The 17767-nt window shown below is 33.5% G+C and carries 18 protein-coding genes and 1 tRNA gene; 11 read left to right on the forward strand and 8 right to left on the reverse strand.

The features are described 5' to 3' along the window. Window positions 1–2 precede the first annotated feature (2 nt). The 3 genes from WKT09_RS02220 (at window position 3) to WKT09_RS02230 (ending at window position 2544) form a co-directional block, all read left to right on the forward strand. Window positions 3–929 (forward strand): AEC family transporter, encoded by a 927-nt coding sequence (locus WKT09_RS02220; RefSeq protein ID WP_340414463.1) that lies wholly within the window; start codon window positions 3–5, stop codon window positions 927–929. 66 nt (window positions 930–995) lie between these two features. After that, on the forward strand, window positions 996–1427 hold the full coding sequence (locus tag WKT09_RS02225) for a nucleoside 2-deoxyribosyltransferase (RefSeq protein ID WP_340414464.1): 432 nt from the start codon (window positions 996–998) through the stop codon (window positions 1425–1427). A gap of 223 nt (window positions 1428–1650) precedes the next feature. Next, window positions 1651–2544, forward strand: a complete 894-nt coding sequence (locus WKT09_RS02230; protein WP_340414465.1) for a 3-hydroxyacyl-CoA dehydrogenase — start codon at window positions 1651–1653, stop codon at window positions 2542–2544. 43 nt (window positions 2545–2587) lie between these two features. Here WKT09_RS02230 and WKT09_RS02235 read toward each other — a convergent pair whose 3' ends face one another. Both WKT09_RS02235 and WKT09_RS02240 read right to left on the reverse strand, forming a co-directional pair. After that, entirely contained in the window at window positions 2588–3064 is a 477-nt protein-coding gene (locus WKT09_RS02235) for a hypothetical protein (protein WP_340414466.1), read from the reverse strand. A 136-nt stretch (window positions 3065–3200) separates the two neighbouring features. Beyond that, on the reverse strand, window positions 3201–3794 hold the full coding sequence (locus WKT09_RS02240; protein ID WP_340414467.1) for a class D sortase: 594 nt from the start codon (window positions 3792–3794) through the stop codon (window positions 3201–3203). Window positions 3795–4191: 397 nt separating this feature from the next. On the opposite strand from WKT09_RS02240, the gene WKT09_RS02245 reads away from it, so the two are divergent. Beyond that, window positions 4192–5316, forward strand: a complete 1125-nt coding sequence (locus WKT09_RS02245; RefSeq protein WP_340414468.1) for a glycerate kinase — start codon at window positions 4192–4194, stop codon at window positions 5314–5316. Between the two features lie 148 nt (window positions 5317–5464). Here WKT09_RS02245 and WKT09_RS02250 read toward each other — a convergent pair whose 3' ends face one another. The 3 genes from WKT09_RS02250 to ku all read right to left on the reverse strand — a co-directional run bounded on the left by WKT09_RS02250 (window position 5465) and on the right by ku (window position 7133). Then, entirely contained in the window at window positions 5465–5770 is a 306-nt protein-coding gene (locus tag WKT09_RS02250) for a DUF3243 family protein (RefSeq protein ID WP_340414469.1), read from the reverse strand. A 107-nt stretch (window positions 5771–5877) separates the two neighbouring features. Continuing rightward, a complete protein-coding gene (locus WKT09_RS02255; protein WP_340414470.1) occupies window positions 5878–6126 on the reverse strand; it encodes a GlsB/YeaQ/YmgE family stress response membrane protein in 249 nt (82 codons plus the stop codon). Window positions 6127–6290: 164 nt separating this feature from the next. Beyond that, window positions 6291–7133 (reverse strand): non-homologous end joining protein Ku, encoded by an 843-nt coding sequence (gene ku / locus WKT09_RS02260; RefSeq protein ID WP_340414471.1) that lies wholly within the window; start codon window positions 7131–7133, stop codon window positions 6291–6293. Between the two features lie 87 nt (window positions 7134–7220). Between ku and WKT09_RS02265 the strand changes: the two genes are divergently transcribed. Next, window positions 7221–9026, forward strand: coding sequence for a DNA ligase D (locus tag WKT09_RS02265; protein WP_340414472.1), 1806 nt, complete (start codon window positions 7221–7223; stop codon window positions 9024–9026). A gap of 235 nt (window positions 9027–9261) precedes the next feature. On the opposite strand, the gene WKT09_RS02270 is transcribed toward WKT09_RS02265, so the two are convergent. After that, on the reverse strand, window positions 9262–9549 hold the full coding sequence (locus WKT09_RS02270) for a DUF378 domain-containing protein (RefSeq protein WP_340414473.1): 288 nt from the start codon (window positions 9547–9549) through the stop codon (window positions 9262–9264). Window positions 9550–9715: 166 nt separating this feature from the next. Here WKT09_RS02270 and WKT09_RS02275 point away from each other — a divergent pair. The 4 genes from WKT09_RS02275 to WKT09_RS02290 all read left to right on the forward strand — a co-directional run bounded on the left by WKT09_RS02275 (window position 9716) and on the right by WKT09_RS02290 (window position 13026). Further along, window positions 9716–9788, forward strand: a tRNA-Val gene (locus WKT09_RS02275). Between the two features lie 512 nt (window positions 9789–10300). Then, window positions 10301–11428 carry a nucleotidyltransferase gene (locus WKT09_RS02280; protein WP_340414474.1) on the forward strand — a complete coding sequence of 376 codons (1128 nt, stop codon included), beginning with the start codon at window positions 10301–10303 and terminating at the stop codon, window positions 11426–11428. Next, entirely contained in the window at window positions 11418–11861 is a 444-nt protein-coding gene (locus tag WKT09_RS02285; RefSeq protein WP_340414475.1) for a hypothetical protein, read from the forward strand. The genes WKT09_RS02280 and WKT09_RS02285 overlap by 11 nt, the downstream gene beginning before the upstream one ends. A 16-nt stretch (window positions 11862–11877) precedes the next feature. Next, window positions 11878–13026 (forward strand): SAVED domain-containing protein, encoded by a 1149-nt coding sequence (locus WKT09_RS02290; RefSeq protein ID WP_340414476.1) that lies wholly within the window; start codon window positions 11878–11880, stop codon window positions 13024–13026. A gap of 261 nt (window positions 13027–13287) precedes the next feature. On the opposite strand, the gene WKT09_RS13760 is transcribed toward WKT09_RS02290, so the two are convergent. Beyond that, entirely contained in the window at window positions 13288–13470 is a 183-nt protein-coding gene (locus tag WKT09_RS13760; protein ID WP_445323963.1) for a tyrosine-type recombinase/integrase, read from the reverse strand. 565 nt (window positions 13471–14035) lie between these two features. On the opposite strand from WKT09_RS13760, the gene WKT09_RS02295 reads away from it, so the two are divergent. Both WKT09_RS02295 and WKT09_RS02300 read left to right on the forward strand, forming a co-directional pair. After that, the gene (locus tag WKT09_RS02295; RefSeq protein WP_340414477.1) at window positions 14036–15199 is read left to right on the forward strand and encodes a restriction endonuclease; all 1164 of its coding nucleotides are present in this window, start codon (window positions 14036–14038) and stop codon (window positions 15197–15199) included. 125 nt (window positions 15200–15324) lie between these two features. After that, complete coding sequence (locus WKT09_RS02300; RefSeq protein WP_340414478.1) at window positions 15325–16425, forward strand: DNA cytosine methyltransferase; 1101 nt, start codon at window positions 15325–15327, stop codon at window positions 16423–16425. A 271-nt stretch (window positions 16426–16696) separates the two neighbouring features. Here WKT09_RS02300 and WKT09_RS02305 read toward each other — a convergent pair whose 3' ends face one another. After that, the gene (locus WKT09_RS02305) at window positions 16697–17476 is read right to left on the reverse strand and encodes a hypothetical protein (RefSeq protein WP_340414479.1); all 780 of its coding nucleotides are present in this window, start codon (window positions 17474–17476) and stop codon (window positions 16697–16699) included. Window positions 17477–17767: the final 291 nt, after the last annotated feature.

Here is a 17767-nt window from a genome sequence, read left to right on the forward strand (position 1 = left end):
AGATGGACTTATTTTTCAGTATATTAATGGAAGTAATCGCACCAGTATTTATCCTTATTGGCATGGGAATCTTTTTACACCGTATATTTCATTTTGATTTAAAAACGTTATCCAAAATTACGACGTATTATTTATTACCGGTTGTCGCATTCGTGAATTTATATGAAAGTAATATAGATAAAACAATCTTTTTAGAAATATTAAAATTTCAACTTATTTTTAGTATTATATTAATGGTGTATGGTGCAATAATGGCGAAAATATTGAAACTAGATCGTGGAATGACGGCGAATTTTAAAAATAGTGTCGTCTTGATGAATTCGGGGAATTTCGGGCTCCCTGTTAGCCAATTAGTATTCGCGAGTAATCCAGTAGGTGTAACGATTCAAATTGTCGTCATGACGATTCAAACGTTTATTACCCATACTTATGGTTTACTAAATACCGTTAGTGCAAAATATGATAAGTCTAACATTTCCCGTGAAATATTAAAAAATCCTATTTTATATGCCTTATTCCTTGGATTTTTATTTAATACATATGACATTCCAATTCCGACATTTATTTGGATTCCTTTAGAAGGGGTTAATGCATCCTTTTTACCAATTGCTTTGTTAGCATTAGGTGCACAAGTAGCTTTTATGAGCCTTAAAATGATGAATTGGACATTATTATTAAGTTGTATTAGTAGATTGCTTGTAGCCCCAGCGCTAGCATTAGCACTTATTTATATCCTCGGCCTTGACGGTGTCACCGCACAAGGATTATTAATTGCTAGTTCTTTTCCAGCATCCCGAAATAGTGCACAAATGGCGTTGGAATATGATGTATACCCTGAATTCGCAGGACAAACAGTTCTGATTACGACGTTCTTTAGTGTCATTACTGTAACGGGTGTCATTTATGTATCGCAATTATTATTTGGATAAACATTGCAATAGTAGTAATATTTCTTTACGATTATAGATAATGAGAGAGAAAAAGGAGACAGCACGATGAAATTTTATATTGCATCCCCATTTTTCAATGAGGAAGAATTAACACACGTAAAAGACATAGAGCAAGTTTTACAAGAAAGCGGACATCAAATGTTTTCACCGCGTCAAAATCAATTACCTGAATTTGAATTTGCTTCATTTGAATGGCGTACAAATGTATTTCGGAATGATATAAACCATATTAAATGGTGTGACGCATTAATCGCTATATTAGACGACAACTATGGAGATACAGGGACAGCATTTGAAGTTGGTTATGCGTATGCCATCGGTCGACCAGTATATTTATATAATCCATCAGGAAATATTATTAACTTGATGATTACAGATGCACTTCACGGTTATTTTGAGTCCTTAGACGAAATTCGAGCATATGACTTTGAGCTAGCACCAGCAAAACCTTATATGAAAAAAATTAAAGATGTGTAAGATGATTCGTTTTATTGGGACGGTACCATTTAAAAGTAGATGATTCCTATATTAATGTAGGGATCATCTTTTTTTATCCTCTTTTTCTCATTTCACTAAAAAGGGACTAGTTCTTTGCATCTATATTTTAAAAGGTGTACATTAGTAATAGGAAGGCAATAATAAAAACATATTACGATGGATAAAAATAAGCTTGCTTTTATCCAAGAAAGGATGTTTTGTAATGGAAATAAACAATATAATGGTTGCAGGTTCAGGCGTGTTAGGAAGTCAAATTGTATTTCAATCCGCAGTACATGGTTTTGGTGTACATGTGTATGACATTAACGAAGCGGCGATCGAAGCGGCAAAAGAACGATTAAATGTATTAAAGGAAAGATATAAAGCGGATCTTGGATTGACAGACGAAGTTCTAGACGAGGCTTATAATAGGATTGTTTTTTTCACTAGCATAGAAGAAGCAGTTGACAACGTACAATTAGTTATTGAAGCGGTACCAGAATTACTTGATATTAAACATGACTTTTATGCGGAATTATCTGAAAAGGCGAGCGACGATGTTATTTTCGCATCGAATTCATCAACTTTTATTCCGAGCCAAATTAAATCGTTTGTAAAAAATCCGGGAAGATATCTCCATTTACATTTTGCGAATGAAATTTGGAAATTTAACATTGCGGAGATTATGAAACATGAAGGCACAGAAGAGAAGGTTTTTGATCGTACCATTGAATTTGCGAAAGAAATAGGGATGATTCCGATACCAATATATAAAGAGCAACCAGGATATGTATTAAACTCCTTATTAGTGCCATTCCTAAACTCTGCAGAGTATCTGGTTGTAAACGGGATAGCAGATCCTCACACAATTGATAAAACTTGGATGATTTCAACAGGTGCCCCAAGTGGTCCGTTTGCGATTTTAGACATTATAGGAATTAATACACCTTATAATTTAGCAAAAACTAAGGCTGCTGCTGGAGATGAACAGGGAAAAAAGGTTGCTAAATATTTAAAAGAGAATTTCATTGATAAAAATAAATTAGGTGTACAAAGTGGGGAAGGGTTTTACACGTATCCAAATCCAGCGTATAAAGAGGAAGATTTCTTAAAATAAATAAAAACACTCTTAGAGGTCACTCTAAGGGTGTTTGTTTAGTTTAGCTTACTTTACCTTTATACATCATGCCGCCGTTCAGGTCGATAATTTTTAAGAAGTTTTTCTTTTTCATATAAATTGTTTTATATTGTTTATGTCCATTTTCATCTTTTATTAACATAATTCGTTTGTACGGATTATCTTCCACGACATCCATAGACAGTCCATTCATATCTACTTTACTTTCAATTATTTTTGTTTCTTCAAATTGATATGTTTCGGTTGTATCAGGCGTTTCTGTTACGGTTTCTTCTTTTGTGGAATCTTCGTCTATATCTGTTGTATCAACTTCTTTATCCACTTCAGCTTCTGACTCTACTGGAGTTTCTTCTGTTAATTTATCACCATCATCTTTTACATGCTCATCTTGGTTTGTTTGATTATGGTAGACGGTGATTTCATCCGCTTTTGTAGTTAAACCAAACCCAATTCCTAATACGAGAACTAGAACAACTATTAAACCAATCATTTTTTTCATTTTATCTCTCTCTCCCTTCGACTCATACTTATATATTAAAGGGAAAAAATGATAACAAAGCGAGAGGAAAATGAGAAAACGTTAAGAAATTCGCATAAAAAATATCTCCGACAAATTTTCTCGGAGATTAGACGTATTATTTATTTGATTTTTCTGTTACAGGATAAGAGTGCAAAATATATCTGTCTGGTGCATCTCCAATATAGGAGAATGGATAACAGGTAGAAACAGTTAATACTTCTTCATCACGACTTGGGTCGATTATTGTCGTATCATCTGCTGGTACGATGACTGTTTCACTATCGCGAATTGCATAGACGAATGTTCCATGCTCCATTTGGATATGGAATTCATCCCCATCTTCTAAATCACCAAAATTTCGAAAAACAGTATCACGGTGGCCCGAGAGTAAAATTTGTTTGTTCTCACCTGGAAACCCTGTACCTGAATAATGCCCGACACCTTGAGCTAATTCCTTTTCATCTGTTCCTTCAACAATTGGGATTTCACGATCTAGTTTCGGGATGTATAATACACCAATTGTATCTCCTTCACTGAATACACTATAATCGAAATCAATATTATCCTCAACAATATCAGTTGAAACAAATTCTTTCGCTTCGCTTAAACGTTGACCTTCATTATATTTGGAAGTGAAATATTCATAACCTCCATATGCTAATAATGCTAGTCCAGCGATAATTAATAAAACTGAAATTGTACGAGACATAGGCATTCCGTTCCTTTCTGAAAAGTCTTACTTTAATAATTACTTCTATCATACTATACACTTGGAAAAATTACATTATTTAATGGTATTCATACTTTTTATAGGTAATGCATATTTTTAACTTTGAAAATTAGAACGTTTATATAATTTATGTCAGCAGGATGATTTAGATTATATATGTACGATATATGAGGAAGATGATATGATTATGTCAAATGAAGGAGTGGTGGAAATTTTACACACCATGTCCAAAGAAAGTGAAGCGATTAACCAAATATAATCTAAGTTCATCGATTAAATATCTTGTATATGTATGTAAAGAAGAAACCGCAAGAAATCGAGTTAGTCGATGGAACGATTGCAGATCTTTCCGTAATTCATATAAAGGAGTAGCAAAATGAAAATAGTAATCGCGCCAGACAGTTATAAAGATAGTTTAGAGGCTACAAATGTTTCTGAAATAATTGCTCAAGCCATACATGATGTAGAACCGTCGATTAGAACCGTTTTAAAACCTATGGCAGATGGGGGCGAGGGAACATTAAATAGTTTATTTCATAGGGGGAATATGGAAAAAATTTATGTGTATGTCACAGGAGCACGTGGAGAAAAAATCAATACGTATTATGGAATATCTGATGATCATATTGCATTTATTGAAATGGCATTAATAGCTGGTTTGGAACAAATATCACTTTCAGAGAGGAATCCATATAACACAACTTCGTATGGTTTGGGAGAAGTAATGGAAGATGCCTATCGTCGTGGTTGTCGACAATTTGTTATCGGTATTGGTGGAAGTGCCACGAATGATGGTGGATTAGGAATGTTACAGGCATTAGGTATGAAAGCATTTAATAATATTGGAGAAGAGGTTTCCATTTTTGGGAAAGATATTTCAGACATTCATACTGTAGATGTAACCGCTTTAAACAAATGGCAAACAGAGGTGGAAATAAAAGTAGCATCAGATGTAAATAATCCGCTTTGTGGAAAACAAGGGGCAACATATGTGTATGGACCACAAAAAGGTTTACCCTCTTCTAATTTAGCGCAATTTGATCAAGCGATGGATCGATATGGAACTATTTTAGAGAATGCCTTTCAAAACAACTTAAAAAAACAAGAAGGAGCGGGGGCCGCAGGTGGAATAGGATTTGCTCTTTTATGTTTACATGCAAAGTTAAAATCGGGGGCTAAATTAATTGCTCAAATGATTGAATTAGAACAAGAGTTGGAAGATACAACATTCGTTATCACAGGAGAAGGAAAAACAGATGAACAGACATTGTATGGGAAAGCCCCGAGCTATGTAGCTACATTAGCAAAACAATATAATGTACCGACCGTCTTACTTTCAGGATCCATAAGTAAACATGAAAAATTATCAGATCAATTTGCAGGGTGTTTTTCCATTGTCAATGGACCGCTGAGTTTAGAAGAATGTATGAATCAAGCAGAAACATTGCTGTATGAACAAACGAAACAAATAATGTCATTGATTTTATCATTTTATAAATGAAAAGGAGTGAATACAGGTGGAAGGTATTGGTTTAATTTAATTGTATTTAAATTTAATCCCCTAGAAATAGTAATGATTTCTAGGGGATATAGTTTATCGTATCGTTTTAGGTTTTGAAGAAATCAATATTTTTCACATGAAAAATGATTTAAGATTTCTTAATCATTTCTAGAAGCATATGGGAAAGTGACTTTTGTTCTTCTTTGGATCCAGATTTCCATAACTCCATTAAGAGATGTTCCTCTCGATTACGAGGCTCTTCATGTTTAGCGAGATAATTTGCGACTAATTCCGTTGCTTTTGCAAGCTTGTCATCGCTTAATCCCATATTTTCCCCTAGTTCGATTTTTTCTAAGAGGTATTGTTTAAAACGATCAAAATTTTCTAGGATGGAATCCTTTTGTTCACTGTCCATCTCAGTTAATTCTTTTTGCACTTTATTTTGCATCTCCATGTCCAATCACTCCTTTTTAATTTCTATGTATAATTATGAGCTAATTGATGTAATATTAACCATGGTAAAAAAATACAAAAAATACTTTTACTCAAATAAAAAACAAATTACTTTCGTATACTACCCATAATGAGGCTTAGGATACCAATTACGATAATTGCCCCAATTAAGGTAGGAATGATAAAGAAACCACCTATTTCTGGTCCAAAGTTTCCCATCAATATAGAACCTAACCAACCACCAACTATACCAGCTATAATATTACCAATGATTCCACCTGGAACATCTTTACTTATAATTAATCCTGCTAACCAACCAAGAATACCACCGACAATAAGTGCCCATAAAGTTCCCATTTTACTCTTCCTCCTTTTTGATATGTTTCCCAATTGATACGTTGTTAATAATGAAAGCCACTCCACGTAATCTTAAGCTGAAAACTATAACATGTCGTGTTTCATGGTGTAAGGGTGAAACTTGAAAAAAGAACGCTTTGTTGCGCTCTAGTTTAAATTAATTGTTACGATGTAGTTTGTTTTTTAGTTGTAGATTTTCGTTTAGTATTCTTTGTCTTTGGATGATCCTTTTTCGCTCGATTCAATGATGCTTGTAAGGCATCCATCAAGTTAGACTCAAAACCTGGGCCGGGTTTGCCTTCTGCTGTAACGGTAGTTGTTTGCTTTTTGTTTTTCTTTTCTTCAATTAATTCAAGCAATGCCGTCCTATAATCGTCTGTATATTTTTCTGGATCAAACTTCGTCGTTAATTGCTCAATTAACATTTTAGCTGTATCCAATTCCTTTTTTACAGTGTCTACTTTAGCGGGTACATTTGGAACTTCCTTTACATCTCTTACTTCATCTGGATAATGAATCGTTTCAACTACTAAAGTATTCGCATACACACGAATTACAGCTAGTTGTTCTTTTGATCGGATCATCATTTTTGCAACGCCTATTTTTTTAGTATCTTTTAAAGCATTACGCAATAAACCATAAGCTTTACTTCCACCTTCGTTTGGCGATAAATAATAACTTTTTTCAAAATAAATAGGATCTATATCCGATAACTTTACAAAGTCAATAATTTCCACTGCTTTATCGGTTTGCTCTTTTTGTAATGCCTCTAATTCTTTTTCATCTAAAATAACAAATTTATCTTTAGCATATTCATACGCTTTAACAATATCTTCACTTTTAACTTCTTCCTCACAGTAAGGGCAAGTTTTTTCATATTTAATAGGTGTTTTACACTTCTTATGCAATTGTCTAAGTTTTATATCCTTATTTTCGGTTGCAGCGTGCATTTTTACAGGTATGTTTACAAGTCCAAAACTTATTGTCCCTTTCCACATTGTGTGCATGACTTGTCCTCCTTTTCTAATTATTTTGCTGATTTGTAAGTTTTTTATACAAAGAATGAGGCATGCTATGTAAAAGAGGTGATACATATGAACGTTATGAAACCAATAGCAATAGAGGAAATCCCTAAGGGCGATGATTGGTTGTATGAAGTAAAGTATGACGGATTTCGATGTGTGTTACATTGGGAAAGAGATGGAGTGAAAATTACAAACAGAAATAATAAAGATTTGTCTGGAAATTTTCCAGAGATCATCAACTATTGTCATAAAAATAAAGAGAAAATGAATGCATTTTTACCAGTGAAAATGGATGGCGAATTAGTTGTGTTAAACAATCCATTTCAAGCAAATTTTTCATGGATACAAAAACGAGGAAGGTTAAAAAATGAGGACTTGATTCGAAATAAATCGGAAGAACGACCCGTAACGTTTATGGCTTTTGACCTTTTACAGTATAAAGGGGAGTATTTGTACCATAAAAAATTATTGTATCGAAAACAATTACTAAAAGAATTATTTACAGCATCTTCTTTAAAAGTACGAATACAGTTCATTCACACATATGAAAATGGTAAAAATTTATGGAAAAAAGTCTATGATTATAAGGGAGAAGGATTGATTGCTAAAAGGAAAAATAGCGTGTATTTAGAAGGTAAAAAACATCGAGATTGGTATAAAATTAAAAATTGGCGAAAAGTCCAAGGCTTTTTAACTCATATGGATATGGTCAATGGTTATTTTCTAGTCAGTGTGTATGATGGGGGAGTCATCAAAACTATTGGAAAATGTAAACACGGTTTAAATGAGGAATCAATGAGTACATTGAAACAAATTTTTATAACAAAAGGTGATAAACAGGGGGACGGTTATTCACTATTACCGGCTATTTGTGTATCCATAAACACTTTAGACTTACATAAAGGCGAATTAAGGGAGCCATCATTTAAAGAACTCCTACCTAATACAAGACCAGAAGAATGTACCATCGAGCAATTACATCTTGATATGGCTATGATTCCACCTGGAATGGAAATAACTAATACGAACAAGGTGTTTTGGCCAGATAAAAAGTTGACGAAAGGGAATTTACTTACTTATATAAGAGAAGTTTCTCCTTATATGTTACCCTTCCTAAGGGGAAAAGCATTAACCGTCATTCGTTCTCCGGATGGTGTGTTAGGCGAAAGTTTCTTTCAAAAGAATCTTCCAAGTTACGCTCCTGAATTTATTAAACCTATAGAAGTAGATGGCGACAAATTAATTGTTTGTGATACATTAGACCATCTTGTTTGGTTCGCTAATCATGGGGCGATGGAATATCACATCCCTTTTCAAACGTTAGACAGTGAATATCCAAATGAAATTGTGTTTGATTTAGATCCACCGGATAGAGAAAGATTTGATTTAGCTATACGGGCTGCGTTAATAATTAAGCTTTTATTAGACCGCCTGAATTTAATATCATTCGTTAAAACATCGGGGAATAAAGGTTTGCAAGTCCATATACCGATCCCTGTACAGAGTATGACATACGAAGAGACTGCTCTGTTTACGCAAGCAATTGCATGGACTTTAGAAAATAATTATTCGGATTTATTTACAACCGAACGTTTAAAGAAAAATAGAAAAGGGCGTTTATATATTGACTATGTACAGCACGGGAAAAATAAAACATTGATTGCACCATATTCACCAAGGAAAACTGCAGATGCAACGGTTGCAACACCACTTTTTTGGCAAGAGATTAGAGAGGGTCTTGTTCCTGATCAATTTACAATTGAAAATGTAGTGGAACGAATTCATTTATTAGGATGTCCATTTGACAAATATTTTGAAGTTGGAGCGACTCAAGAAATGAATAAAGTATTAACAATGATACAATCTTCAACCTAATAAGGATGCTTCTATTATTTTCCATATGGATGATCAATCCAAGTCACCACAAAAAAACAGTAAACCATCAAGTAAAGGCTTACTGCCGAGGAATATTCTTTTTCAGGATAGAGGGAGACGATGACGTGCACTCCTTAAGTTAGAGCAAGATCTGAATTAAGGGGTGCTTTCTTTTGTATAAGTAAAATAATTCCGTGATCTAAAGAACGCCTCATCCTTCTCTGGTTAATCTATATCATTCCGATTTGTAAAATGATCGAAAATCATCCCCAAACTCTGTACCATAATTCGGTCTATTCGCTCTCATTTCATTATCGACCAAATCATTGTCCATGCCAATAAAGAATAAGGTTAATGCGTATAAGCCACTTAACCCAACTAATGCATAAATAATTCTAGATAAGATTGCTCCCTGTCCACCAAAGATAGATGCAACTAAATCGAATTGAAAAAAACCAATCAATCCCCAATTAATCGCACCTATTATCACTAAAATTAAGGCTAATATTTGTGACCAATTCATAAGCCAAAACCTCCTTTTTTATATTCTTTACAAAAGAGGTTTTATTATACTCGGATAATATTCGCGTTATGAATCAATAAAATGTGTAGAGATAATGTCGTTGATTATGTTATTTGTTGACAAAGCTGTATATATTGGCTATTATAATACATGTTCTTACATATTCGACTCCGTAGCTCAGCTGGGAGAGCGCTACCTTGACAGGGTAGAGGTCGTTGGTTCGAGCCCAATCGGAGTCATACATTTAAACGTTTGTCCTATATAGGACAAGCGTTTTTTGTGTTTATAATAAATAAAAATAATTTGTTTTTGTTGACCAAATGAGAATAACACATGTTTAAGTACGAATTAGCAGCGTATAAATTCGGTTGCTTCAATTTATTGTTTTGTTATGACTAGGATTACTAACTTTTAATATCGTGGTTAGCAACAGATTTAGCGTACGTAAGTTTAACTAATAGATGATAGCTATTGGTCACACTAAGAAATAAGTCTTAAAGCATTATCTGATGCAAAAGAAATTTGGGGAGTTAATGCATTATTACATAGCCATAACTTAATCGTGGCCTATACTTTTATCAATACCATTTAACACGGAATTATTATTTAAAACAAATGCAACACAATATATTGTGTTATTTATGTTAATGATGTCTATATATTGATTATTTACCTTGAACAGTACTGACCAAAAGGATATAATATGGTTATCTAATTAGGAACGAACATTCGGTTCCAGAGAGGAGATTTTATGAACGGAAAATTTTACGTATTAAACCAATTAGACGATTTACTTCAACGTGTGGGTGCAAAACTTCAAATTAGTAAAACACAACGAAAACTTGCCGAGGAAAGGTATCTAACAGTTGGAACCTGGCTTTCCAAAGGTGAAGAATTAGGTGGTGCAGAAATTGAAATCTATCCCCAAGGATCACTAAGTATCGGTACGACTGTTAAGCCACTTTCTAAGCAGGAGTACGATCTTGATTTAGTATGCCAAATTTATGAAACATGGCAAGGAAAAGACCCGATAAAACTTTTAGACTCCATCGAAAAACGCCTCAAAGAAAATAAGACATATAAAAATATGGTTGAAAGAAAAAAACGCTGTATTCGGCTAAACTATGCCAATGAGTTTCACGTGGATATATTACCGGCTCATCCAGCTAGTCAGACATCAAATACAAATATCAAAGTTCCTGACAGAAAAGTAAAAGACTGGAAGGATAGTAATCCAAAAGGATATTCAGCTTGGTTTAACAAACAATCCTATCAGTATGAATTACTACTCGAAAAACGGGCGGACATAAAACCGCTACCACATGATGAGAATATTGAAAGAAAACCACCTTTAAAGCGTGCGGTTCAATTAATTAAACGATATCGGGATGTCTATTTTGAAGATGAACTCGATTCTGCTCCGATTAGTATTGTCTTAACAACGTTGGCAGGACAATTATATAAAGGACAAGCATCTGTTTTTGAAGCAATTACTGCAATCTTGGCAGGCATTCTTTCGGTCCTTCCGACAGACGGAGAACGATTAACTGTGTTAAATCCAACAAACGAAAATGAAGATCTGAGTGAACGATGGGAGGATCATCCAGAATTGTATAAATCTTTTGTTTCGTTCATTCGTGATTTTAAGCAAAAGTGGAACCGATTAAACGAACTTCGAGGTATTCATGAAATTGCAGAGGAACTTAAAGTGATGTTCGGGGAAAATGTTATTAACGAAACTCTTGAGGAGCAAGCGGAGTATATGGAAAAGGCGAGAGAGACCAACACACTTGGCGTTGCTGGTGCTGGATTGTTAGTAGCAACGACAAAAGAAGTGAACGTAGTTGCAATGAGGAAGAACACATTTTATGGCGAATAAGAAGAATTTTTTTAATAAAAACCATATTCCTATTTCACAACAAATCATTGCTATGAATCTTGCTTTTCCTAAATTTAAGCAGGCGTGGAAGAAGAATAAGGTTGTTTGGACTGGCAAATTACAGCCCACGCCGCTAAGTAAGAGTTATCTTGTGGAAATAACTTATTCATTAGGTATGCTACAACCAAAAGTGCTTGTGCTTGATCCACCACTGGAAAATAGAGGAGAAGAGAAAATACCTCATGTATACCCAGGGAACAAATTATGCCTTTTTCGTCCTAAGAAGAAGGAATGGACGAAACAAATGGTTATAGCCGAAACAATTGTTCCTTGGACTACACTTTGGCTCTATTATTATGAAATGTGGCATGCGACTGGAAAATGGTTAGGCGGAGGGGAACACCCAATTATTAGAAAACGAAAAAAACTTTAGTTAGAGGGGCGTATCTATGTCAAAAACACATATACCAGAAAGAGTAAAAATAAGACTATGGGGAAAAGCTGCCGGAAGGTGTCAATACGAAGGATGTAATGAACCGCTTTGGAAAGACTCTTTAACAGAATCGGAGTTTAATACAGCCTACGTCGCTCATATTATAGCCGATAGTCCAAATGGTCCGAGGGGTCACAAAATCCTTTCTAAAAAGCTGGCTAAGGATATTAATAACTTGATGTTAATGTGTGATAAGCACCATAGGCTAATCGATAAGGAAGATGAGGATGGGCATCCAGTTGAGAGATTGAAAGAAATGAAGAAAAACCATGAACTGCGGATAGAAATGGTCACATCAGTTGGTGTAAATAGAAAAAGCAATGTTTTATTGTATGGTGCAAACATTGGAGAACATAGTTCACCTATAAATTTTGAGAAGACTACCCCAGCAATGTTACCGAATAGGTATCCAGCGGAAAACCCTGCGATAGAATTAAGTTTAAAAAATAGCCTATTTCGTGATGATCAAGATATGTATTGGGTAGTGGAAAGAAAAAATTTAAAAAACCAATTTATAGATAAGGTAAAGCGAAGAATAGAATTAGGGGATATTCGACATTTGTCTGTTTTTGCGCTGGCACCCCAGCCTTTACTGATTGAGCTAGGCGTATTAATCTCGGATATTATTCAGGCAGATGTATATCAATTACACAGAGAACCAGCCGATTGGAAATGGCAAGATGGACCAGAAAGTTTTGAGTATATTGTAAAAGAGCCTGAACAGATTCATGATAAAGTTGCACTTAATTTATCATTAAGTGCAACTATTGATAACGGGCGAATTATTAAGGTAATGGGAGACGATACATCAATATGGACTGTAACCATACCAATCCCAAATAATGACTACTTAAAAAGTGAAAATCAATTAAGTAAGGTCCGAACACTTTTTAGGGAACTATTAAACCGAATTAAAAGTATACATGGGCATGATAATGTAATACATGTTTTTCCTTCGATTCCTGTAGCGGTAGCGATTGAATTGGGACGAGTTTGGATGCCAAAAGCAGATCTTCCACTTTCTTTATATGATGAGAAGGATGGTTTTCATTATACTTTCACTATTGGAGATACAATTCGTAGTAAAGTAATAGTTTCACAGTAATAACAACTAATTTTTTCATGTTAATATTTATCTAAGTAATATTACGATCGGGTGCATTACTTCAACAACAAGTCATTAAAAATAATAGAATACGCAGGGGGAGCCAAACCCAGTGTATTTTTGTACATTTTTGTAGTCTAAAATTATATGATTACATTGATATACATTGTGAATATGATTTTTCTACTTTCCAAATGAACTACTTTATATAACTTAGAAGTACTTTAATTATTTTAATTACTCTAATCCTTCATTGAAAAGTTAGATATAGTCATCATCTAACTTTTCAGCGATGTTTTGATCCGTCTCTTCTAGATAATGTCCATAGATATTCATTGTTGTATTGATGTTAGTGTGTCCTAATCGTTTAGAAATAGAGTGAATATTAGCTCCCTTATTGATTAGGTCCGTACCAGTTGTAAGTCTGAGATCATGAAATCGGATTTTTTAAAATCCTGTCCTTTTTAAAATCTTGTCCACCGTTTATTTGGTACGTCAGGATAAGACGTTTTACCAAAATCAGTGGAAAAACAAAGAGATATTGGGCACCAGCCAATGGTTTATCTACTTGTTCACATTCCTTTTCTTTTGAATGTTTATGTTTTTGTAGTTTACTCATTAACTTTTTGGGTGGTGCAATTTTTCTAATGGATTTTTTAGTTTTAGTTTTTTTGTTCGTAGCCATTTTCTTTGGTATAAATAAATGAACGACGTATATGAATAGTATTTGTTTTAAAATCTAAATCTTCTCATTGTAAAGCTGGTAATTCATCTTTTCTCATGCCTGTTTTTAATGCTATTTGTATTGTTAAGAAGTGTGTATAGTTCTTTTAATTCCTTTGAAGTATATACACTTCATTCTTTTCTTAATAGTGAAGAATAGATTTATTGATAGATAGGGGAGAGAGCGAGATATAAATAAAATTATAGAAAACTTAAATTACTTATTGGTCCTTAATCTTTCTATAAAACTTTGCTACTATTAAGGCATAGGAGGGATTACATATCTATGTTTTATAGTACACGATTAGATGAAAGTAAAGATGAGTATGTTGAATTACTAAGAGCAGTTGGTTCACTTTCAAATCTTTTTGCAGAAAATCCAGTTCCATACTTATATTATCGAGCTGCGGAAAATATCTTTTGTAGAGCATTTGATGCTGAAAACCTATCTAGAGGTGATGTTTCTGCAGATGCAGCGAAAAACGGATTAGGTATTGGTTTAAAAACATTTCTACACAAGAATGGAAGGACGTTTCAGAAAATAGCAGAGTTTAATAAAGGAGCGGTATCATACCAAGGATTAGATCCAAGAGATGTTGTAGAAAGCATTAGTATACAAAGGAATAATAGGATTATTTTCACACAAAGAGCGCACGATTTAGATGATATGATTTATCATCTAGTAACCCGTGAAGAAGGAAGATTTAATATCTATGAAGAGTATATGGACTTAATTGATTTAAACACCGTTAGAGATATAAAGCAAAGAGGAAACATTATTCACTTTAAGGACCACTTACATGATTATAAGTTCAACTTATCAAAAAGTACTTTGGAAAAGAGATTTATTACCTCAAATCCTTCAGATCAATTTAATGTAGAAATTTTAAAAGATCCATATACTTTCTTGTTGCGTGGCCGTGGAATTGATTTACTCCCAGAAACAGAAAAAACATATGAGCATATATATTTACCTTTATATTCTCCTAGAACAATGGCAGTTTCAGTGGGATCAGGCTTAAATCAGTGGAATGCTAAAGGAAGGACTCGACACGAGGATGAAGTATATATACCTATTCCTATATGGATACATAGAAGTTTTCCTGACTTTTTTCCTTACGATTTAAATGCATATCAAGACGCTAAAAGAAATGGAAGAAGTTATGAATCCGTTCCGTTCACATTAGAGATACCTAACGGAACAGAGTTTTCAGCAAAAATATGTCAAGAAAACGGCAAGGCTTTAATGACCAACCCAAATAGACATTTAGGAAATTGGTTATTGCGTCACGTCCTACAGATACCACCGGATACTTTGGTTACTTACCAAATGTTGGAAGATGTCGGAATTGATTCTGTTGTAGTGACAAAAATAAACAATCATCATTTTAGAATAGACTTTGCACGAATAGGTGCTTACGAAGACTTTCAAGAGGAACACAATAACTAATATCTTACAAATTTAATATATGAAAATATATATATGTATGCCAGCCGCAATTCTAGACAAAACATGATACAATAAGTATAATTAGATTAAAATGGAATGGAACATATGTTCGGAGGGAGGATTATATGGAAAGATTTACAGTTGCATCATTGTTTGCTGGAATTGGCGGAATTGAAAAAGGTTTTGAGCAAGCAGGAGCGAATATTATATGGGCAAACGAGCATGATAAAAATGCTTGTAAGACTTATAAAGAGAATTTTAATCATGTTTTAATCGAAGAAGATGTTCGGAAAATCCATGAATTTGAAATGCCTAATACAGATATTATTACAGCGGGTTGGCCGTGCGTCGCTTTCTCCGTTGCAGGACAACGACATGGAATGAACTACCAATGTCACGATTGTGAACATAAGCATACAGTCTCCTATGATGAATACATTAACGGAGCAAGTTGTCCAGAGTGTGGTGGAAAAACTGAGGTAATTGATCCTCGAGGGACATTGTTTTATGATGTTATTCGTTTTATTCGGGCTAAGAAACCGAAAGCATTCTTCCTAGAAAATGTTAAGAATTTAAAAGGACACGATGACGGAAGAACTTTCAAAGTTATCGAAGAAATGTTAAAAGATAGTGGATACCATTTTGAAAGTAGAGTCTTAAATACGATGGAGTATGGAAATATACCTCAAAATCGGGAACGGATTTTCATAGTAGGATTTAGAAATAAAAAAGCTTTAGAAAGTTTTAAATGGCCTGAGCCAATTCCACTCACCAATACGATTGATGACATTCTAGATAGCCATGAAAAGCAAGAAGACAGATATTATTATACTGAAGATTCTCAATATTACTCTCAACTCGTTGAATCAATGACAAAGAGAGATACGGTTTATCAAATTAGAAGAGTTTATGTTAGAGAAAATCAAAGTAATGTATGTCCAACTCTAACTGCAAACATGGGCGAAGGTGGTCATAATGTTCCTTTGATAATTGATGATTGGGGATTTAGAAAACTCACACCTAAGGAAACTCTACGATTTCAAGGATTTCCTGTAAATGATGACTACCGAATTCCTAAGGGTATGGCAAATAGCCACATATATAAACAAGCAGGTAATGCAGTATCCGTACCAGTAATCAAAAGACTTGCTACTAATTTATTAACAGCACTTAATACGGTTTATAAAAAAGAAAAATCTAAAAATAAAGAAAAGCAAGCAATTTAAAAGAGAAGAGGATAAAACCTTTTCTCTTTGTTTTTCCTATTTAGGTTTAAAAAATTCAAGAGTATTTAATGATGTTATTGGGTAAGTGCTCATTTTCAAAATCATCTCAGCTCTTGTTTGCTAAAATTCTTAGTCAATCACCCTATACTCATAAACGAAGGTGATATAGCATGTTTATTATTTATTGTCGTTTCCTTTACCTTTGAGCAAATAATTATATTTTATTCTACCGTGTTTCGACTGAAATTGTTACTTTTGAATTTAACAAATATTATGGAGTTGATTTTAACTCATTAATCAGATTGGAAATAAAAAACATATCGCCAGATTGAATATAATAATTATTTGCGTCTATCAATGTCTTATATAAGTAAGAACCTTTTTCAATAATAGAATTTTGCTGAATTGCATGTTTAACCAAAAAGATAGGAATATGAGCAATGTCAAAGTAGTATGAAGATTTATTGAATTCATCCTCTAATATCTCTTTTTTTATATTATTATTTCTATAAAGTCTTTGGCGTTTTAAATTGGATACAATGTTTGTGTCTACACGGACGAATAAAAAATCAGTATAATCAGCATTTCCATTACTTAAATTAGGTAAATATTGTGCATTTTTATTCCAATCCTTAGTTTCCAGCAATAACAGATTTCCATTTGTTTTTGTTGTTTTTACACCGATTTTTCTGTTTTTATATGTAAAGTCATAACTATCCCACTCACCTTGTCCCATGATTTTTAGGTCAGGATATGTCAATGTAATACCATTATTCCTAAAGTATTGGTACACTGCAAATTCTCCGAGTTTACCAATAAATGTGTCGCAGAATACTTGCACTTTACTACGTATTTCACTTCCACCAGATCTATATACTCTATGATGTCCTTCCTCTGAAAAACTCATGTTATTTGCGAATTCAAAACTTGATAAAGTGTATTCAGGTTTGATTTGTCCTAAACTGTTAAAACGGTAAGGGTTTGTAAAGTTATATATCTTTTTACCTTCATCATTTATATATGAACTTAAATAATTAAAATAAAAAGTCATTCCATTGTCTCCAATCTATATTTCTTAATGTAATTGATCATTATCATGGTAATTTAAAAATTCTGTAAATTGATTTGCTTTGAAATTTGAGAATTTCTCTAAAAAAAGATTCATTTCCCTAGATGTATTAAATATTTTAGAGGTTAAAATTTTAGTAATATGAAATTCGAAAGAACTATTTAAGGTGATTCTATAAATCTGTAACATTAATTCATTACTCTTACTATTTAGTACTAGCATCCCGTTCTCTGGATTTGTAGGATGGATTAGCATACCCAAAAACGTATTTTC

It is taken from the genome of Pseudogracilibacillus sp. ICA-222130 (assembly GCF_037892545.1).
Lineage (GTDB): Bacteria > Bacillota > Bacilli > Bacillales > Amphibacillaceae > Pseudogracilibacillus.